General features: G+C 38.2%; 23 protein-coding genes and 1 pseudogene. 10 read left to right on the top strand and 14 right to left on the bottom strand.

Translation table 11 applies throughout. The features are described from left to right. The first annotated feature begins 20 nt into the window (after positions 1–20). On the top strand, positions 21–242 hold the full coding sequence (locus ABT996_RS04655) for a hypothetical protein (protein WP_035447297.1): 222 nt from the start codon (positions 21–23) through the stop codon (positions 240–242). A gap of 193 nt (positions 243–435) precedes the next feature. On the opposite strand, the gene ABT996_RS04660 is transcribed toward ABT996_RS04655, so the two are convergent. From ABT996_RS04660 to ABT996_RS04670, 3 genes are read right to left on the bottom strand one after another with little or no spacing between them, the layout of a single operon-like run. Further along, positions 436–786, bottom strand: a complete 351-nt coding sequence (locus ABT996_RS04660) for a DUF771 domain-containing protein (protein WP_035447299.1) — start codon at positions 784–786, stop codon at positions 436–438. A gap of 13 nt (positions 787–799) precedes the next feature. After that, positions 800–1,549: an ORF6N domain-containing protein gene (locus ABT996_RS04665; RefSeq protein WP_035447301.1), complete on the bottom strand. Its 750-nt coding sequence runs from the start codon at positions 1,547–1,549 to the stop codon at positions 800–802. 25 nt (positions 1,550–1,574) lie between these two features. After that, positions 1,575–1,778, bottom strand: coding sequence for a helix-turn-helix domain-containing protein (locus ABT996_RS04670; RefSeq protein WP_035447303.1), 204 nt, complete (start codon positions 1,776–1,778; stop codon positions 1,575–1,577). A gap of 179 nt (positions 1,779–1,957) precedes the next feature. On the opposite strand from ABT996_RS04670, the gene ABT996_RS04675 reads away from it, so the two are divergent. From ABT996_RS04675 to ABT996_RS04705, 7 genes are all read left to right on the top strand, one after another. Then, positions 1,958–2,311: a helix-turn-helix domain-containing protein gene (locus ABT996_RS04675; protein ID WP_035447305.1), complete on the top strand. Its 354-nt coding sequence runs from the start codon at positions 1,958–1,960 to the stop codon at positions 2,309–2,311. Positions 2,312–2,320: 9 nt separating this feature from the next. After that, positions 2,321–2,770 carry an ImmA/IrrE family metallo-endopeptidase gene (locus tag ABT996_RS04680; RefSeq protein WP_052006326.1) on the top strand — a complete coding sequence of 150 codons (450 nt, stop codon included), beginning with the start codon at positions 2,321–2,323 and terminating at the stop codon, positions 2,768–2,770. A gap of 46 nt (positions 2,771–2,816) precedes the next feature. Next, entirely contained in the window at positions 2,817–3,785 is a 969-nt protein-coding gene (locus tag ABT996_RS04685) for a DUF3644 domain-containing protein (RefSeq protein ID WP_035447307.1), read from the top strand. A 243-nt stretch (positions 3,786–4,028) separates the two neighbouring features. Continuing rightward, the gene (locus ABT996_RS04690; protein ID WP_035447309.1) at positions 4,029–4,223 is read left to right on the top strand and encodes a hypothetical protein; all 195 of its coding nucleotides are present in this window, start codon (positions 4,029–4,031) and stop codon (positions 4,221–4,223) included. A gap of 112 nt (positions 4,224–4,335) precedes the next feature. Beyond that, complete coding sequence (locus ABT996_RS04695; RefSeq protein ID WP_052006327.1) at positions 4,336–4,989, top strand: type II toxin-antitoxin system PemK/MazF family toxin; 654 nt, start codon at positions 4,336–4,338, stop codon at positions 4,987–4,989. A gap of 187 nt (positions 4,990–5,176) precedes the next feature. Further along, the gene (locus tag ABT996_RS04700) at positions 5,177–6,085 is read left to right on the top strand and encodes a type II toxin-antitoxin system PemK/MazF family toxin (RefSeq protein WP_035447311.1); all 909 of its coding nucleotides are present in this window, start codon (positions 5,177–5,179) and stop codon (positions 6,083–6,085) included. A gap of 196 nt (positions 6,086–6,281) precedes the next feature. Next, entirely contained in the window at positions 6,282–7,244 is a 963-nt protein-coding gene (locus ABT996_RS04705; RefSeq protein ID WP_035447313.1) for a DUF6414 family protein, read from the top strand. Here the strand turns inward: ABT996_RS04705 and ABT996_RS04710 are convergent. After that, positions 7,216–7,389: a hypothetical protein gene (locus ABT996_RS04710; protein ID WP_005917844.1), complete on the bottom strand. Its 174-nt coding sequence runs from the start codon at positions 7,387–7,389 to the stop codon at positions 7,216–7,218. The genes ABT996_RS04705 and ABT996_RS04710 overlap by 29 nt on opposite strands. A 131-nt stretch (positions 7,390–7,520) precedes the next feature. On the opposite strand from ABT996_RS04710, the gene ABT996_RS04715 reads away from it, so the two are divergent. Next, positions 7,521–8,609, top strand: coding sequence for a site-specific integrase (locus tag ABT996_RS04715; RefSeq protein WP_035447315.1), 1,089 nt, complete (start codon positions 7,521–7,523; stop codon positions 8,607–8,609). A gap of 173 nt (positions 8,610–8,782) precedes the next feature. On the opposite strand, the gene ABT996_RS04720 is transcribed toward ABT996_RS04715, so the two are convergent. After that, positions 8,783–9,106: a DMT family transporter gene (locus ABT996_RS04720; RefSeq protein ID WP_035447317.1), complete on the bottom strand. Its 324-nt coding sequence runs from the start codon at positions 9,104–9,106 to the stop codon at positions 8,783–8,785. After that, positions 9,107–9,535: a MarR family winged helix-turn-helix transcriptional regulator gene (locus ABT996_RS04725; protein ID WP_035447320.1), complete on the bottom strand. Its 429-nt coding sequence runs from the start codon at positions 9,533–9,535 to the stop codon at positions 9,107–9,109. 161 nt (positions 9,536–9,696) lie between these two features. Here ABT996_RS04725 and clpP point away from each other — a divergent pair, with 161 nt between their 5' ends. Continuing rightward, positions 9,697–10,287 carry an ATP-dependent Clp endopeptidase proteolytic subunit ClpP gene (gene clpP / locus ABT996_RS04730; protein WP_004048260.1) on the top strand — a complete coding sequence of 197 codons (591 nt, stop codon included), beginning with the start codon at positions 9,697–9,699 and terminating at the stop codon, positions 10,285–10,287. Between the two features lie 61 nt (positions 10,288–10,348). On the opposite strand, the pseudogene ABT996_RS04735 reads toward clpP, so the two are convergent. From ABT996_RS04735 to uvrA, 8 genes and pseudogenes are all read right to left on the bottom strand, one after another. Then, positions 10,349–11,401, bottom strand: a pseudogene (locus ABT996_RS04735) (PTS sugar transporter subunit IIC). Positions 11,402–11,558: 157 nt separating this feature from the next. Then, complete coding sequence (whiA, locus tag ABT996_RS04740; protein WP_035447323.1) at positions 11,559–12,512, bottom strand: DNA-binding protein WhiA; 954 nt, start codon at positions 12,510–12,512, stop codon at positions 11,559–11,561. A gap of 12 nt (positions 12,513–12,524) precedes the next feature. Beyond that, positions 12,525–13,544 carry a gluconeogenesis morphogenetic factor MgfK gene (mgfK, locus tag ABT996_RS04745; RefSeq protein ID WP_371319655.1) on the bottom strand — a complete coding sequence of 340 codons (1,020 nt, stop codon included), beginning with the start codon at positions 13,542–13,544 and terminating at the stop codon, positions 12,525–12,527. Then, positions 13,541–14,428: an RNase adapter RapZ gene (gene rapZ, locus ABT996_RS04750; protein WP_035447325.1), complete on the bottom strand. Its 888-nt coding sequence runs from the start codon at positions 14,426–14,428 to the stop codon at positions 13,541–13,543. The genes mgfK and rapZ overlap by 4 nt, the downstream gene beginning before the upstream one ends. 109 nt (positions 14,429–14,537) lie before the next feature. After that, positions 14,538–15,428: an L-serine ammonia-lyase, iron-sulfur-dependent, subunit alpha gene (gene sdaAA, locus ABT996_RS04755; RefSeq protein WP_035447327.1), complete on the bottom strand. Its 891-nt coding sequence runs from the start codon at positions 15,426–15,428 to the stop codon at positions 14,538–14,540. A gap of 13 nt (positions 15,429–15,441) precedes the next feature. Beyond that, positions 15,442–16,101: a serine dehydratase beta chain gene (locus ABT996_RS04760; RefSeq protein ID WP_035447616.1), complete on the bottom strand. Its 660-nt coding sequence runs from the start codon at positions 16,099–16,101 to the stop codon at positions 15,442–15,444. A 166-nt stretch (positions 16,102–16,267) separates the two neighbouring features. Further along, on the bottom strand, positions 16,268–16,741 hold the full coding sequence (locus ABT996_RS04765; protein WP_035447329.1) for an S-ribosylhomocysteine lyase: 474 nt from the start codon (positions 16,739–16,741) through the stop codon (positions 16,268–16,270). A 66-nt stretch (positions 16,742–16,807) separates the two neighbouring features. After that, positions 16,808–18,667, bottom strand: a 1,860-nt coding sequence (gene uvrA / locus ABT996_RS04770) for an excinuclease ABC subunit UvrA (protein ID WP_349924631.1), incomplete at its 5' end; no start/stop codon positions are given.

Genomic DNA, 18,667 nt, shown 5'->3' on the forward strand with positions numbered 1-18,667 from the left:
CATAGAAAGAAGTTGATTTTTTGTTTGATTGCTTTTTAGTCGTTGATGGACGCAATAAAGGCTCTGTTTCACTTCCACAAATTCCATCAATGGGGGATGTCATTTCAAATGTTGATACAAAGATGCCCCACTATCTTGTATTACGGGTAGAATACGTTACAGGTTTTAACTCAGCTAATCTGCATGTTAAAGAATTTTCTAACCAAATTGATGCAGTTAATAACATTGATGGTTTTCGTTAATACTACAAACAAATAGATTTATCTAATTAACGTTGCTTCGGGAATTGATATAGATTTTCCTGGTTAGCAACGTTTTTTCCTTTTGCCTATTTCTGCTGCTATCTCCATTTTTCTTTAACCAACTGACACAAACAATCAACAGCAATTAATATCGCAAGTAGTGCTAATAACTTAATCTTCATCACTTCCCTATTTATTTTGGTAATTGGGCATCCCAATCAATGCGATGCCGATTTTCCTGCATCCAACGTTTCGCTTCGACCGCATAAATGCCATATGCACTTCCGCGACCCTTAGATGGTTTCAGCCAACCACCTTTGTTACCAATCAAGATCTCTTTCTTGAACTGCGAAAAGATAAATAGCTTTACCCATTCACGATCCTTGCCAAAGCAACATTTCTTGCGAAACTCGTCCAATGTCCAAGTCTCCCCGAGATCTTGATCAACATTGCTTTGCGAATTTTTAGACACTTCATCTTTCGCAATCTTTCTGATAAAACTCTCTAAAAAGTTTTGGACACCCATTTCATCCACCGCTTGCATATATGTATCCCTCCTAAAAAAGTCTTTCTTGCCCTTTAGCTTCATCGTCCAATTGTTCAATAATCATCAACGTTGCAGGTGATGGTGTCCAATTCATCAGATACCGATCAACAACATCAAAGTCTTTCTTACGCAATTGTGATCTTGTCTTGACACCAGTAACTTCTTTAACGCCACGATTGACATCTTTATAAAGTTGTGATCGCTGTTTTTGGTTCAAGGTCATATGATGCGACACAACATAATTTTGAACTTCGGAACTGATCCGTTTGCTCAAATAGTTGTATTCTCCAGGATCAATCGAAGCGTTTTGCTCTAAGTCATCCATTCGAGTCGTTAACTTTTCGACTTTATCAGCCGTTTCCAATGTTGAATCAATTGCTAGCTTAAGCATTTCAGTTGGTGATTGCGGTAGGCGTTGCTGTGTTTTTGGATTGAAATAGTTTTCTTCAAGTTCGTCATATACATCCCAAGCTCGATCTGTTCCGAGCATTTTGGCATGTCTGCTTGCTCCACGTTTTGTCCAAAGATAAAGCTGGCTTGCAAACTTGTTAATAGGCAGGTAACAATTTGTCACTTGGCTCTTGAACCCTTTGAGCTGTGCGCCTTTCAGCAAGTAATAGTGCTTACCTTCTACAAATTTATTTTGATTACGACTAAAGTTTTGCTTGATATTATCAACATTTGTTCCATAAAATTCAGCAAGTTGATCTGTTGTTAAAATAACTTGATCATCATATTTGACTTGCTCCAATTTATACATATTTATTTTCCTCACTCTCTAAAAGTTACATTTTGTATCCAAAAGCTGTAGCAAAAATCTTCTCTTTCGGAATACCAAAAAAGTTTTCTATTTTTTGCATTGTTTGCGGTCTTGGTGTTCTAAAACCTGTTTCGTATGATTGCCATGTTTTTGGGTTAATATCCAATATTGCTGCGATTTCTGCTTGTGTTAGTCCTTTTTCTTTTCTTAAAGATGCTAACATTGACATAATCATCTCCTTTTTTCTCTAAACTACATTTCGTAGCTTTGAACAATTATTAATATACACTACTATTTGTAGTTTGTAAATATATTTTCGCTACTTTTTGTAACTTTTTTTGTTTTTTAATTTATCAATGCTACTTAAAGTAGTATTATTAAGTTGTAAAACTGTTAGGAGGCGATAAAATGTTTAATATTCGACTTAAAGAGCTTAGAAATCAAAAAAATATGACTCAAGATGAACTCGGAAAAGTTTTAAATGTCTCTGGAAAAACTATAGGTGCGTGGGAACGTGACTCAAGACAGCCAAATATAGAAACTATTAATGCTTTAGCAAATTATTTCAACGTTTCTACCGATTATCTTTTGGGGCGCAAAGCAGATAGCAAAGCTACAAATGATAATGAACAAGTTGACCTTACTGGAATCGGCCAAAAAGAAGATGAGGAAAAAATATTTTCATATGAAGGCAAAGAAATACCTAAACAGGATCTAGAACTTATACGAAGAATTTTAGAAACTGGAGAATATTACGAGTAGGTGTTTAGTATGTATGATGAATTATCAGAAGTAATAGAATACTTAAAATCAATCGCTGATAGGTTCGATATTGAATATTTTTGGCCTTCTGCGCTGAGCCCATCGACTCCACCTGCTGCAAAACCAAGCAAAAAAAGAATCGTCATGAATCCAAACTGGCACAATGAGCGTGAGATACCCTTCCAATTTGCTCACGAGATCGCACACATTTTAAACGCTGACGATACTAATTGGGTCTACTATTATCAAGGGGTACATAATGGAGTATCAAAATTAGAGTATGAAACAAACAGACAAGCTGTGCGTATCGTATTATCATACTTTGATCAAGATACGATCGAATATAATCCTGTCAGATTTATGCAAGCATTTGCTATTCCAGGCCACTTGAGCAATATAGTTAATGAAGAACTTTGTGCCTACTGTGCAGGAACACAAGAAAAAATGAATTTTGACTAGTTGGGGTAAGTAACTATTACTTAATAATAAAAGGGAGGCAACATAGATGGAAAACTTGGCAAATCAACTGGTAGATAAAAGTATCGAAGCTTTTGTTATGGGACTAGAGATATACAATAAACCAACTATAAAATACAGAGTTGAAGGATTTAGTTTCTTTATTTGTAATGCCTGGGAATTGATGTTGAAAGCTGAGCTTTTAAATCAAGGTAAAAGTATATATTTTAAAGACAAACCTGATAGGACCATCAGTTTGGAAAAAGCTACTAAATTAATATATCCTGATAAAAACACAAGAATTAGGCTGAATTTGGAAAAAATCATCGAACTTAGAAATATAAGCACTCATTTTATAACTGAAGATTATGAGGTAAAATATGCTCCACTATTCCAAGCATGTGTAATCAACTTCACTAATGAATTAATTAGGTTTCACAACAAAGATATAACTGAGCATATTCCACAAAATTTTCTTACAATACATGCAAACTATGAGCCGTTGTCTAACGAAGAAATTAAACTAAAATATCCTTCTGAAGTAGCACAAAAATTCATACAGCAAGCTAATGAAATTGATGTTTTAAACAAAGAATATAATTCTGAAAAGTTTGCAATTAATATCGCACAGAAATTATATATTACTAAGGATAGAAAAAAAGCTGACTTCAGTGTAAAAATTGATCGTAATTCCGAAAATCATGTTGCTATAGTAAAAGAATTAAAAGATCCATCCGACATACATAAATATTCTTACAATAATATTATCACTGCGGTAAATGAACGACTTAAAAAGAAGAATATCCAGCTTAAATATAAGTCAGGATTTAATACTTACGTTCTTTCGCTCTTTATTGAATTTTATAATATAAAAAGTGATTCAAAATATGCTTATAGACATTGTATTGGAAATCAAACAAGTTACACTTACTCTCAACAATTAGTAGAGTTTATAGTTTCACAGATAAAAAAAGACCCCAACAATTTTGTTGAAAGTCTCAAAAAGGCAAAAAAATAAGATAACCCCAGGCACATAGGAATTCTCAGTACAAAAGTACCTACCCCATTTTGGGACCCAGCGTTCATCCTTCACAAGTTATCTTCATCCATATTATCACAATATGTTACTACATTGTCAATACTTTTATGCTACACAATAGCTACAAACTATAGACTACAATACAACATATAGTAACTTAAATCAGTTCAAATATTGATGACTTTAGAAGTTAGAACAAAACATATAGGAAGGTGAAGAATTTTGGATAATAAATTTGATTTCTCTATTGACTATACATTAGTAAAAAACTCTGAACGTGCCAAATACCATACTGACTATGTTGCATTAGAAAAAGCACTGGATAACGCAAGGTCATTTGATGGTAAACCTATGACTCCTCACGATAGAAAAATAATCCGCCGTATGTTGAAGGAATACTACACATACAAAGATTAAGCGAAGATAATTTAAAAAAGGAATCTACAACTATTGCAAAATATGCAACAGTCACCATAGTCCAAACACTGACGACATTAAAAGCTGAAATAAGTACTAAAGGAGACTTGACATGGATGCAGATGATAAATTACAAAAATCATTTGATAATTTTAAATCCATTTGTCCTAATGATGACTCAAAGTTAATGCATCTACCTAACTGGCTATCAAATACATCATACAGATTTGTTCAGGAGTTTAAGGGCAAATTTCCCAAGGGTTACTATCACTATAAACGCGGAACCATCATTAGAGTTAATTTTGGTGTAAATATGGGAAGCGAATTCTCCAATACACATTTTGCGATAGTTTTAGATAAAAAAGATAATTCTAAAAAACGTACCTTAACAGTTCTTCCTCTGACATCAAAACAGAAAATTGGTAGATACTCTTTAGGTGAAGAAATTTTCAATCAGACAATTGTTTTACTTAATCTCCACCTAGATAATATAAACTCTAGATTAGAAAAATTATCCAAGTTATCGGAAAAAGATAGGCAAAAAGAGTCGGCAAGTCTTATAGCGGATGTAGCTGCAATAAAAAAAGTTATTAATGTTTACAGGCGCTATAATAAAGATTCTTTTGTCCGTCTATCCGACATAACAACAATCAGTAAATTTAGAATCCAAAGGATCAACAAATTCGACCCATCTGGAAAAATTATTCTATCCGAGCAACAGATGAAGGACATAAGTAATAAACTTATGAAATTATATATCAAATAAAAGCTAATCGCGTTGACAATTAACTAATACCATGTGATAATATGGTTACTGGGAGTTCGGCTCCACTATTTATATTTTTACGCGGGATTAAGTTCCCCAGCGCGATTAGTTCATGTACTGATCGCGCTTTTTGTTTGTCCAAATACTGATGTCATTAAAAGCTGATACGCGTAAAGGGGATAAAATTTTGGCTACTTATGAACGTACTTTCACACACGAAGAGAAAGTAAATAAACTTAAAAAATTTAATTCTGTTTACTATAACGGAAATGCTAAAAATTGGAAAATTTGTAGATTACCTAATTGGATGGAATTCTATGGAAATTCTTTACAAAAAGAATTAGATGACAAACTTCCTAAATATTACAGAAAATTCAAACAAGGAACCATTGTTATGGTTGATTATGGTGTAACTGTTGGAAACGAAATGGCAGGTATGCATTTTGCTGTTGTCTTATCTTCCAAAGATACAAAATATAATAAAAACATTATCGTAGCCCCACTATCATCAAAATATCACAAGGGATATGTTGATTTAGGATATGAGCCCTTACTAGGTGCTGAAAAATTATTTAACGATAAGGTATCTAATTTAGAAAAAGAAATTCAAAACGTACTAACTAACTTAGAAAATTTCGAACAAAATCACGAACTCAAAAAGCATTTTTCATTATCGCCAGCGACTTCTGATTTTTTAAGAAAAAATAATATTATAGATTTACCTAATCTTAAATTCACAATTTCACCAGACAAAAACATTAACTCTGACTTCAAAAATTTAATAGCAACCATCAAAAAGTTAGATTCCTGGGTAGAATTTCCAGACTTATTTGAGTTTGTATCCTACTCAGATACACTTATGGAATTTTCAGATTCATTAATCAAGAAAGCTACTATGCTTAAAAACGAGGTTCAAAATGCTAAAAAATTACGTGATGAAATTTCTAAATATAACAATCGTTCTTATGTCAATGTAAGTGAGATTCGCTCTCTCAGTAAGCTCAGAGTTTCCAAATTTTCTTATCTTTCAGGAAATATTTCCGTATCAAAAGATAGTTTGGCATTAATAAAATCTAAACTCTTAAATATAATTTAATGATTGATTTCTATATTACTTTATGAGATGATGTTATTGAAAGTAGGAATGCCTACTGACCTATTAGGTCTTTTATATATTACTCCGAATGAGGAGTGAGGGTAGTATCATCATCGCTGGTGTTACTGCCCTCTTTTTTTGTCCAAACACTGATGACGTTAAAAGCTGAAATATATTGGTTAGGAGATTATTGATTATGACAGAGGAAAAATATTTACGTGAATATATCTATATTGACACAACAGAAGTCAACTCTTTACTAGCACAATTTCATGAAGGTCTTGAAACTGCTATCAAAAAAACTGATAACTTTAGTTCTACAGCAACCACAGGTCATAGTTTTTCCGCAGATCATAAACTCGGCGGGGGCTTTAGTGGTTTAGGCATTGCAAAAGCTGAATCTTCAGCTGGTCAGACTTCTAAAGAAAGTACTTCTAGCTCAAACACTAATAATCTTGGAACTACTACAGAATCCATTTATAGTGACTATGCAGTAGAAGTTTTAGAAAGTGAATTAGCAAACTCTGACCTACTGCAAAAAGATCTTGATTCAGCAGAACTTGGAGAGGTCATTAAGTCTACCATAAAATTAGACATATTAGATTTTGAGCACTTATCTGCAATAATAGACCCTGGCTTTTTAAATCAATTTTCTCCATATACAGATGAATCTCAAAGGATTAATGAGTTAGAACAGAAAGTTAGATACTTAAAAAAGCAAAGTAAGAAAGCCAATAGTACTATTATTAGAAACCAAATAAATGAAGCTCAAGCAGAGATAAAAGAACTAAAGAAAATCAATTCTAGTTCAAAAGAAGGAATTAATTCACTGCACGCCTTATCGTCATTTGGCTCCACCGTTTTTAAAGATACTTTACTATTAAAAGGACCTACAGTTGCTGCATATGCTAAGAGTTCAAACTTTAGGATGAATAAATCGCAACTAAGCATGCTAACTAACACCAACCGTAAAGCGACTATCATTGGAATTGCAGAAAACAGGTTTAAGAGAGAAAATCCAGAAGAACTCTTCAGCACTTTCAATCCAACCGATGTTGGTAAATTAAGCTATGCTATGTCAAACATGATATTGACTAGCTTTGATTTAATAAATGATAATGCATTACTTATTAAACCCTTGGCGATTTATTTCGAATAATTTTTTTCTTAACTTTTGGCTGAATAGCATCTAAGTACTTTGCATGTAGTTCATTATAAATTTGTTTGTCCCTACCCATCCCTCGAGAGACTTCTTCTGATAATTTAGTATAATTTTCTAACAAATCTTTATATTTGATTTTCATAGTAAAGTCCCTCCTCTTCACCTGTATTGTACTATATGGGTATTTCAAATTGCAAACTAATCCCCGTTATAATGACGGGGTTTTAAAAATACTGCAAAAGAACATACATTCGAGAAAGGAGCGATGATAATATGGCAAGTTATCGTAAATTAAAGACGGGCTGGAAAGTTACTATTTCCAAACGAGACAGTAACGGAAAATTGAAACAAGTATCTAAAAATGGTTTCGCCACAAAAAACGAGGCTAAAATGTATGCAGCTAAAATTGAAGCTCAACAATTTGGTGTTATACAACAAAAAAAGAGCGTCCCTTTCGCTGATTATTTTTATGATTGGTTTTTGCTATACAAAAAAAGTAAGCTGGCTAAAATAAGCCAACAACGCTATCTAATCATTCATCGTGCCATACAAATTTTTTTTGGTGCAGTTCACATTAAAAATATCACTCGCCAAGAATATCAAAAATTTATTAACTGGTACGGATCTGACCATGCTAAAGATACAGTTCTAAAGACACATCGAATTATTCGATCCTGCGTTAAATCTGCTATCTTTGATGATATTATCTCCAAAGACTTTACCTATAACGTAGAAGTTACGTTTGATAAATCAAGAAATGTGGCAGTAGAATATCTATCAGTCAGTGAAATACGTCTGTTAGCAAAGAATCTCAAACAAAAATTGAATCCAAGATATCCATCTAGATACATGATATTATTCGCTCTCTACACCGGTGCTAGACTTGGTGAAATTCAAGCTCTGACTTGGGATGATATTGATTTTGAGCATAACACTGTAATCATCAACAAATCGTGGAATTACCACGAGGGTGGTGGCTTCAAAGATACAAAAACAGAATCATCTAATCGTGTTATTCGCCTTAGTGATAATCTACTAGACCTACTATCTCAACTTAAGCAAAATGATCCTAAAATGGTTTTTATGTCTGATTTTGGTTCTATTCCGACATCTAATGCGGTTAATAAAACACTACGCTCTGTCATGAAAGATTGTTCTATCTCCAAAAATAATTTTCACTTTCACAGTCTTAGACATAGTCATGTAGCGTACCTACTTTATCAGGGTATAGACTTATACGCTATCAGCAAAAGATTAGGTCATTCAGATATGACAACAACTGCAAAAAAATACGCTTATCTAATAGATGAGCATAAAGCACAATCAGATGATCTTATAGAGTCTGCTATCAATAACATTTAAAACTTGTTGTCCTAATGTTGTCCAATGCAAGCTAAACTCCTTTAAAATCAATATGGTTACATGCCCAGGTGATGCATCAAAAACTACGGTAATAGCATCTCATTTTGGTAATGAGGTGCTATTTTTTTGTAAAAAAATAACAGCTAACATTTACCGTTGAGCTGTTATTGTGCTTAATGACTTGTTCCAAATAAATTAACGATGACTACCCCGATCAAGATCAAGGAGATCCCTAATAAGGTCAACCAATTGATGCTTTCCTTAAAATAAAAAACACTGACTGCTGTCGCTAAAATGATCCCGATACCCGACCAGACCGCATAAGCCAAACTCAGATCTAGATTTTCTAACGACTTAGTTAAAAAGAAGAAACATAGCCCATACGCAACTAATGCTAAAGTCGAAAATGATAGTTTCGTAAACCCATCTGACATCTTCAAAAAAGTCGTTCCTAAAAATTCACCGATGATCGCTGTTGCTAAATATACATAACTCATTTATTCTTCTACCTGTCCTTTCAAATTGGTCAACATCTCTTCATTTAAATCGTTCAATAAGCGCAACTTTTCTATCCCTAAAGCTTGCGCAGCTTTTAATTCCTTAGTTCGTAATTCTACCAAAACTGTCCGCGCCTGCTCTTGTCCAACTTCATTTAAATATAAGATCTTACTGCGTTTATCAGTCGGATCGGGAAGGGTCATGATCTTTTCTTCTCGGCTCAACTTGTTGACTATTGAAGTAACAGTCTGTTTAGGCAGACCTGTTTCTTTGATCAAACATGTCAACGGTAATTTAAAGTCATGATTTTCAAACACTATAAATACATAAAGCAATGATGACGTGAGCCGATTTTTAGCGATCAACTGATCATAAACATGGTTAAATGCGATCCAATCTGCAGTATAACGTTTTAGCTCGTTTTCCATTTTCGCCTCTCCTTTTTAGTCCGATTTCGTACTAAATAATAATAGGAATTTTTAGCAAATGCAAGTTTATTTGATTTGACCATTTTTGACCAATAGGTTACAATAGCAATACACAGTCAGTCACTGACTTCAAATTTATTAATATTGCGGAGGTTCCCACTATGAATTTAGTTCCTACAGTTATTGAACAATCATCTCAGGGAGAACGTGCCTATGATATCTATTCTCGTCTCTTAAAAGACCGGATCATCATGGTTTCAGGTGAAGTTAACGATGATATGGCAAATGCGATCATCGCCCAATTACTTTTCTTAGATGCTCAAGATCCTGAAAAAGATATCTATATGTATATCAACTCTCCCGGTGGTTCCGTTTCAGCTGGATTAGCAATTTATGATACTATGAATTTTGTTAATGCAGATGTGCAAACGATCGTTATGGGAATGGCAGCTTCAATGGCTTCTGTTTTAGCTACAGCTGGTGCTAAAGGCAAGCGCTTTGCATTACCTAACTCAGAGATCATGATCCACCAACCATTAGGCGGGGCACAAGGTCAATCAACTGAGATCCAGATCGCAGCTGAACACATCTTGAAGACACGCAAATTGATCAACGAGATCTTAGCCGAACATTCTGGACAAGATATCGAAACGATCGATCGTGACACTGAACGGGATAACTTCATGACCGCACAACAAGCAGTTGACTACGGTTTGATCGATGGGATCATGAAAAATAAAAAGAAAAAATAATCATTAAAAAACAAGAGTGTGAAATATGCGAGCAACGCATATGTTTCACACTCTTGTTTTTTTAGTTTGTCTTCAATAATAGATCTGTCGCAGAAATGAGCTTTTTCTTATCGATAAAAATGTATTTCATTAGATAGCCTAAGAGAACAGGCAGTACTACGAACAAACAGCTCAAACTTAAGATACTCAACCAACCTGGCGCCATAAAACCGTATGCTGTCAGCGGTCCGACCAAGCCACTAAAGCCAAAGCCAGCACTCATCGGTGTACCTTGAATATTGAATATTGCGCCTAAACCACCCATGATCGCCGAACTGATGACTACCGGCAGATAAAGAATAGGTTTTTCCAGCATATTGCCCATTTGGATCTTGGGAGTACCAAAGAAGTGAGCGATCACAGTTCCCAAGCTATTGACTGAACTTCCCATGATCGCTAAAGTGAATGCCCCAGCAGTAATACCTAAATTAGCCGATCCTGAAGCGATCCCCGTGATCCCGATCGCAGCTGCGATCCCAACTGAACTGATCGGTGAACAGATCAACACTGCAAACGAGATACCCATTAAGATCCCCATCAAAATAGGTTGTAAGAGCGTAAAGGTTTTGATCCCAGCTCCGATAAAACCAGTCACGGCTTTAACATAAGGCAAGACCCACAAACCTAAACTACCACCAATAATGATCACAATGATCGGCAACAATAAGATCGTATAATTTTTTAATTTATTTCCGATCAACTGAGCCAAGAGGACCGCAAAAACGATCGTTAGCCCAACGTTGATCACATCACCCGTTCCAGCTAAGCCAAATCCTTGCTGCGTTTTTACGATCACGCCCGAACCGACCATCGCAGCCCCAGCGACCGAACTCATTTGGACCATATTCATCTTAAAAAGATAACCGACGCTAAAAACCGCCATCGCCGGTAGTAGACTCATATTAAATGTAGTGATATCCAAGACTGCATGCGCAAATGTCGGCCAGATCTTCGCCAAAGCTTGCATTAATTATCCCAACAAAGCCCCTGGGATCAATGAGACTACCACCCCCATGCTGATACCGTTCAATACATTCAAGGTAAATTCACGTCCCGTTATTTTCTTCACACTCATAAAAAATTCCCCCTTGACCTTTTTGGTCGCTTTAATAATTGTTAATCTACCCAAAAATAATTATAAAGTCAACTTAAAAATTATAACTAACTCATTAAAAACTTAATTTAATATACAAATAAAGCCGACAATTCAGCCAAAAGCTAAATTATCGACTTTATCCATTTGAAATATTCTCATTTTCTTCTGCACGCAACTGCTGTGCATACTCATTTAACTTACGCAAACGATGATTGATCCCTGATTTTGAGATCGGTCCCCCAGCAACTAATTCACCTAGTTCTTTTAAACTGACCTCTGGATGAGCGATCCGCGCTTGGGCTACTTCTTGTAACTTTTGCGGTAAACTCTCAAGCCCGATCCGTTGATCCAAATATTCGATATTTTCGATCTGCCGTTTGGCTGCATCAGCGACCTTGTTCATGTTTGCATTCTCACAATTGACGATACGGTTAACTGAATTTCGCATATCACGAACGATCCGGATATCTTCAAACTTCAACATTGAAGCCGTAGCCCCGATCAACGATAGAAAATCAGCGATCTTTTCCGCCTCTTTTAGATAGGTGATATAGCCACTTCGCCGCTCAGTTGTCCGAGCATTTAGACCATAACGATTGATCATCTTGCAGATCGTTTCATTATGATCTTCATACAACGAATAGATCTCTAAATGGTATCGACTCGTTTCTGGATTATTGACTGATCCAGTCGCTAAGAAAGCCCCGCGTAAGTAAGATCTTACTTTGGCATCATCATCTAGAAAAGCTAACGGTACTGTTTCTTTGATCTGGAAACCATCTAAAATATCTAGATCTTTTAAAACATGATCACTTCCAGTTTTCAAACGCACGATATACAAGTTATTCTTCTTTAACTTCATCTTACGGCGTACCAGCAATTCACTTTCAACATCGTAGAACTGTTTTAATAAAACATAGATGCGCCGAGCGATCGCAGGATTTTCAGTTTGGACACTCAAAACAAATTGATGATTGACGATGCTAAGCGAACCATTCATCCGGATCAAAGCCATCAATTCCGCCTTGGCATTGCCAAAATGCACCTCAAGTGTCGTCAATTCTTTTTTTACGTCACTGGCGTATGACATTTAGCCACCCCTCTAATTCAATTCATTGGCATACCATGACTTAGGGCGTCCGAGCAACCGCATCAATTCTTTCACGACCTGTTCGCCATCATGAAAAACACCACGGTCGCGCAATTTCAAAAAGTTGTCCGAGATCACACGACACCCTTGTTCTCTCAAACCGTTAAAGTCATAAGCCACTTGATATAAATATTCATCGTATTTTTGTCGATCCATATAATCTTTTGGTACTGGTTCGGTATTGACCAGTACCGTATCGATGAAGCGTTGTCCTAAATGCCGATTCAAGACCCGCACATGTTCTGCATCGGTAAAACGTTCCGTCTCCCCCTTTTGCGTCATGATATTACAGATATAAACAACTTCAGCTTTAGTCTCACAAACAGCCCGCCCAACATTATCGATCATCAAGTTAGGCAAAATACTGGTGAATAAACTGCCCGGCCCTAAAACGATCTGATCAGCTTCCATGATTGCTTGAATAACTTCTTCTTTGGCTTCGGGTTTCTCATCATCGATCGAGGTCACCCAAACTTTTTCGATCGTTTTGCCAGCAGCCGAAATATGTGATTCCCCTGCCAAAGTCGTTCCATCATTAAAGCGCGCATTCAACGTCAACGGAATATCAGACGCAGGGTAAACGTGTCCCTGGATCCTCATCAATTCCGAAAGTTCTTGGACCGCATCAAAGATCCCACGATCATCCATCTCAGATAAAGCAGCGATCACTAAATTACCGATCGCATGCCCCGAAAAGAATTGATCGTTGGACTTAAACCGATATTGAAAAATCTGTTTGTAGATCTCTGGCACATCTGATAGTGCTACCAACACATTACGGATGTCACCTGGGGGCACGACATTGATATAATCTCGAATGACCCCCGAGGAACCACCATCATCAGCCACCGTCACGACCGCAGTGATATCAACATCATATTGGCGCAGGCCATTTAAAATAACGGGTAAGCCCGTACCCCCACCGATCACCACGATCTTCGGGCGATGCCGATTTACTCTTGACTTCATCATGAACGATTCACAGTCTCCTTTCGTTTCACCATATCGCGGTGGGTGATGTTCACCGGATATTTCTCTTGTAAAGCTTCCCCAATACGATTAGCCAGGGCCACCGAACGGTGTTGTCCACCAGTACACCCGATCGCGATCGTAACACTTGACTTGCCTTCTTTTTGATAGCCCGGCATCACAAAACGCAACATCTTGATAAATTGTTGATAAAATTCTTCAGTCATCTCGGAGTTCATGACGTAATCATAGACTGCCTGATCATTACCGGTTTTTTCACGTAATTCTTTAATGTAATATGGATTTGGTAAGAAACGAACATCCATCACGATGTCAGCATCGATCGGGACTCCATATTTAAAACCAAACGACATTACATTAACGTGAAAGGCCGTACTTTGATCGCTTTCAAAGTTCAAAAAGAGCTCTTCACGTAATTGACGCGGTGAGATCTTACTCGTATCGATCACAAGCTGAGCTTTAGATTTGATCTCGGATAACGATTCACGTTCACGTTGGATACCATCTAAAACACGTCCATCCATTGCTAAAGGATGCGCTCTTCTTGTTTCCTTATAACGAGCTACCAGTTCTTCATCCGACGCATCTAAAAACAAGATCTTCGGCCGTAAATTATCGTTACCATCATCTAACTCTTGTAACATCCCAAAGATCTCATCGTAAAAAGCCCGCGAGCGCAGATCGATCACCAAAGCGACCTTACTGATCTTACCGGATTCCTTGACCAACTCCCAGAATTTTCCTAGTAAAGCTGGTGGCATATTGTCCACACAAAAATACCCGAGATCTTCAAAGCTTTGCATTGCAACGGTCTTACCAGCACCACTCATCCCGGTCACTACGACTAATTGTATTGCTTCTGCCATTATTAACGCCCCCAATTAAAATCCATCGACTAATTATAACACATCCGGGTGTATCATTCATTAAACAGCGATCTTAGCCTATTAAAAAAGCAGCTCGTCTGAACTGCTTTTAATCTAGATCTAGTTCTTGCCCAAAGATCTTCAATTTCATCTTGATCCCCGTTGGTGTAGCGGCTAATCCTCCCAGCCCTGTTTCACGTAACTGAGCTGGTAGCCGTTTACCGATCCGTTTCATTGCTAAAATAACTTCATCTGCAGGGATCTTATTTTCCAGACCTGCTAAAGCCATGTCAGCTACAGCTAGGGCATTGACCGAACCAACAACATTGCGTTTAACACAGGGGATCTCAACTAAGCCCGCGACTGGATCACAGACTAGTCCCAGCAAATTGCTCAATGCCATTGCAAAAGCTTCAGCTGCTTGCGTTGGACTACCACCACAGATCTCGACGGCTGCTGCAGCTGCCATTCCAGAAGCACTACCGACTTCTGCTTGGCAACCACCAGTGGCACCTGCGATCATCGCATTGTTGGCTGTCACCATTCCAAATGCACTGGCGCAAAAAAGAAAGGCTACCATCTGATCTGTCGTCAAGCCCCGCTTTTTTTGTAAGGCAAATAATACGCCTGGGATCGTTCCCGAAGAGCCTGCGGTTGGAGTTGCACAGATCAATCCCATAGCCGCATTGACCTCATTTGTGGCTAATGAATTTTCGATCGCATAAAGGACCGTTTCATCCGTTAAACCTTGACCTGATTCGCGGTATTTTCTCATCTTAGCCGCTTCGCCCCCAGTCAACCCCGTTGGCGAGTGGACGCCCTCACCTTTTGTCCCGCGGTCAGCTGCTGCTAACATCACTTCCAATTGGCGTTGCATCTTAGCCCAAACTTCAGCGCGACTGGCACGTGAATAAGCCATTTCTTGTTCTAACATCAATTCCCAGATAGGCTTATCTTGTTTGAGCGCCGTTTCTACTATTTCTGCTACACTGTTATACATATAAGTTCCTCGATCATAGGCAGACCAAACTGCGACTTTGTGCTTTGATCTGCTCTAAAACATTTTTTGGTGGCAAGCGGTCAAGATCAAATTCATGGATCAAGTTACCTTGGCCAAAAATATTAGTCATCTCATGTCTGATCTTGATATTATCTTGATTTAAACTCTCTTTGATGTGGGCTGTAAAATCCGTCTCAGCCCAGCACAACATGATCGGCAAAGGCCCTAAAGGTGCAAAACGACAGCCATCTAATTCAAGTTCTCGGATCTCGATCGTACCGCCACCGATCGAACAACCACCGACTTTGATCATTTTATCAGCATTCTTTAGCGTAATGATCGCTGTATTGGGATGCCCGATCGGACTTTTTCCTTCATGTTCATTAAAAATGACCTCGATTCCTTGAGCCCGTGCGATATCGACCGCTTCAGGGACGCGCAGATCGTCTGTTTGCATCCCTAATACACCTGCGATCACAGCATAGTCAGTTCCATGCCCTTGATGGGTTTTTGCAAAAGATTCATAGTAGTCGACTATCACCTGTTCGATCGGCTCGCCAAATATTTTGTGGGCTGCTTGACCGATCGCTACAGCCCCAGCAGTATGCGAACTTGAAGGACCTACCATCACAGGTCCGATAATATCAAAAACACTCTTGTAATTCCCGCTCACCATTTTCACCTCGACGTAAGTCATTTTTTATTAATGTATCACTAAAGTTCGCCTTTTGTCACTACATGTGAAAAATTTAATTTAATTTTTTTCAATCTGGCACAGCTTACTAACCTAGTCCCCAAAAAGGGCTAGCCCAACACTTGAGCTAGCCCTAAGTTGTCGATTATTCTACTACTTTGCGTTCAAATGGATCAGATGAGATACCTTCATCCAAGATCTTTTGACACCATTCCTTAGCTGAGAACAATGAGTGGTCACGGTAATTACCGCAACTCTTGATGTCAGTTCCTTGAACATCTTCCCAAGAAGCATTCAAAATATCATTTAAGGATGCTTTTAAGGCTTTAGCAACTTCGACTGTATCGTGCTCGCCCCACATGATCAAGTGAAAACCTGTCCGACAACCAAATGGCGAGCAATCGATCACGCCATCCATATGGTCACGCAAATAACCAGCTAACATATGCTCGATCGTATGCAAACCCGCTGTTGGGATCGCATTTTCATTTGGTTGGACCAATCTAAGATCAAAGTTTGAGATCTGATCACCCTTTGGTCCTTCTTCTACCGTGATCAAACGCACATAAGGCGCCTTGACTGCGGTATGATCTAATGTAAAGCTTTCAACTTCTGCCATTCTATCAACACCCCTATTATTAATTGTACACTTTAACTTTAACAGTTTGGCGTTAAAAAGCAAGTCTTAATCTTCTCGTGGTTCATAATGTCCTTTTTCTAAAAGTGGTCTTAAATACTTACCCGTGTAACTTTGCTCGATCTGACACAACTCTTCGGGTGTCCCGATACCAACGATCTGTCCACCACGTTGACCGCCTTCTGGTCCTAGATCGATCAAATGATCCGCCGATTTGATGACATCTAAATTGTGCTCGATCACCAATACCGTATTTCCCTTATCAACTAATCGATGTAAGACATTTAATAAGCGTTTGATATCATCGGTATGCAAGCCGGTAGTTGGTTCATCTAAAATATAAAAGGTCTTGCCCGCCGATTTACGGTGTAATTCAGAAGCTAACTTCATCCGTTGGGCTTCTCCACCGGATAAAGTCGTTGCTGGTTGCCCCAACGAGACATACCCTAACCCAACATCGACGATCGTTTGCAATTTGCGCTTGATCTTAGGGATCGCACTAAAGAATTCTAATGCTTCCAAGACATTCATCTCTAAGATCTGAGCGATATTTTTGCCTTTATATTCAACTTCTAGTGTTTCAGAATTATAACGGGCTCCGTGACAAACTTCACATGGCACATACACATCAGGTAAGAAATTCATCTCGATCTTGATGATCCCATCACCCTTACAGGCTTCACAGCGACCACCTTTTACGTTAAAACTAAAACGACCTTTGCCATAGCCCCGCAACTTAGCTTGGTTAGTTTGGGCAAATAAGCCCCGTATATCGTCAAAGACCCCCGTATATGTCGCAGGATTACTCCGCGGAGTACGCCCGATCGGACTTTGATCGATATTGATGACTTTTTCAAGGTGTTCAGTCCCCTTGATCTCCTTGAATTTACCTGGTTTTTCAGAATTATGGTATAATTTTTGGGCTAAGGCTCGTTTCAAGATCATGTTGACCAACGTGGACTTACCAGAACCTGAAACACCAGTGACTGCAATGAATTCACCCAATGGGAATTTTACATCGATATCCTTAAGATTATTTTCCGTTGCTCCAATGATCTCAATAAAATTCCCATTCCCTTGCCGTCTGGTAGCTGGGATCGGAATATATTTTTTCCCAGCTAGATATTGTCCAGTCAATGATCGCTTCGAACGGGCAACTTGCTTAGGTGTTCCCGCAGCCATGACTTGACCACCTTCTACCCCAGCACCTGGACCGATATCGATCAAATAATCAGCAGCTCGCATCGTGTCTTCATCGTGTTCTACTACGACCAAAGTATTTCCCAACTCACACATGGCACGTAAAGAAGCGATCAAACGATCATTATCGCGTTGATGTAACCCGATCGAAGGTTCATCTAAAATATATAAGACCCCGGAAAGGTTAGAGCCAATCTGGGTCGCTAAGCGGATCCGTTGAGCTTCCCCCCCAGAAAGTGTCCGTGCTGAACGGCTTAAATTCAGATAATCCAACCCAACATTCACTAAAAATGTCAACCGGTCTTTGATCTCCTTTAAGATCGGACGCGCGATCTGAGCCGCTTGTTCACTAAATTCTAAGCCCTTAAAAAAGGCCAATTCATCGGCGATCGGCAGATCAGAAATTTCACCGATATGCTTGCCAGCGATCTTGACCGCCAAAGCTTGGCGATTCAACCGATATCCATGACACGTTTGACATTGCAAGCTCGTCATATATTTGCGCATCACATCGCGGGTAAAATCGCTATTGGTCTCATGATAACGCCGATCAATATTGGGGATGACCCCTTCAAAGGTCGTATCGATGTCACGGATCCCGCCAAAATCATTTTCATATCGGAAATGGAAAGTCTTATCTTTAGCACCATATAAAACGATATCTTGTTGTTCTTGCGGTAGATCTTCAAACGGTGTATCCATGTCGAT

Origin of the sequence: Ligilactobacillus sp. RTP31139st1_D10_RTP31139_211217 (genome assembly GCF_040226755.1) — a bacterium.
In the GTDB taxonomy this organism is placed as follows: Bacteria; Bacillota; Bacilli; order Lactobacillales; family Lactobacillaceae; genus Ligilactobacillus; species Ligilactobacillus animalis.

Coding starts and splice junctions, on each gene's coding strand:
- rapZ (WP_035447325.1), bottom strand. CDS start 14,428: ATGGCAGAAGCAATACAATTAGTCGTAGTGACCGGGATGAGTGGTGCT.
- ABT996_RS04765 (WP_035447329.1), bottom strand. CDS start 16,741: ATGGCAGAAGTTGAAAGCTTTACATTAGATCATACCGCAGTCAAGGCG.
- ABT996_RS04695 (WP_052006327.1), top strand. CDS start 4,336: ATGGATGCAGATGATAAATTACAAAAATCATTTGATAATTTTAAATCC.
- ABT996_RS04670 (WP_035447303.1), bottom strand. CDS start 1,778: ATGTCAATGTTAGCATCTTTAAGAAAAGAAAAAGGACTAACACAAGCA.
- ABT996_RS04705 (WP_035447313.1), top strand. CDS start 6,282: ATGACAGAGGAAAAATATTTACGTGAATATATCTATATTGACACAACA.
- ABT996_RS04685 (WP_035447307.1), top strand. CDS start 2,817: ATGGAAAACTTGGCAAATCAACTGGTAGATAAAAGTATCGAAGCTTTT.
- ABT996_RS04675 (WP_035447305.1), top strand. CDS start 1,958: ATGTTTAATATTCGACTTAAAGAGCTTAGAAATCAAAAAAATATGACT.
- ABT996_RS04720 (WP_035447317.1), bottom strand. CDS start 9,106: ATGAGTTATGTATATTTAGCAACAGCGATCATCGGTGAATTTTTAGGA.
- ABT996_RS04710 (WP_005917844.1), bottom strand. CDS start 7,389: ATGAAAATCAAATATAAAGATTTGTTAGAAAATTATACTAAATTATCA.
- clpP (WP_004048260.1), top strand. CDS start 9,697: ATGAATTTAGTTCCTACAGTTATTGAACAATCATCTCAGGGAGAACGT.
- ABT996_RS04665 (WP_035447301.1), bottom strand. CDS start 1,549: ATGTATAAATTGGAGCAAGTCAAATATGATGATCAAGTTATTTTAACA.
- sdaAA (WP_035447327.1), bottom strand. CDS start 15,428: ATGTATAACAGTGTAGCAGAAATAGTAGAAACGGCGCTCAAACAAGAT.
- mgfK (WP_371319655.1), bottom strand. CDS start 13,544: ATGATGAAGTCAAGAGTAAATCGGCATCGCCCGAAGATCGTGGTGATC.
- ABT996_RS04660 (WP_035447299.1), bottom strand. CDS start 786: ATGCAAGCGGTGGATGAAATGGGTGTCCAAAACTTTTTAGAGAGTTTT.
- ABT996_RS04725 (WP_035447320.1), bottom strand. CDS start 9,535: ATGGAAAACGAGCTAAAACGTTATACTGCAGATTGGATCGCATTTAAC.
- ABT996_RS04715 (WP_035447315.1), top strand. CDS start 7,521: ATGGCAAGTTATCGTAAATTAAAGACGGGCTGGAAAGTTACTATTTCC.
- whiA (WP_035447323.1), bottom strand. CDS start 12,512: ATGTCATACGCCAGTGACGTAAAAAAAGAATTGACGACACTTGAGGTG.
- ABT996_RS04680 (WP_052006326.1), top strand. CDS start 2,321: ATGTATGATGAATTATCAGAAGTAATAGAATACTTAAAATCAATCGCT.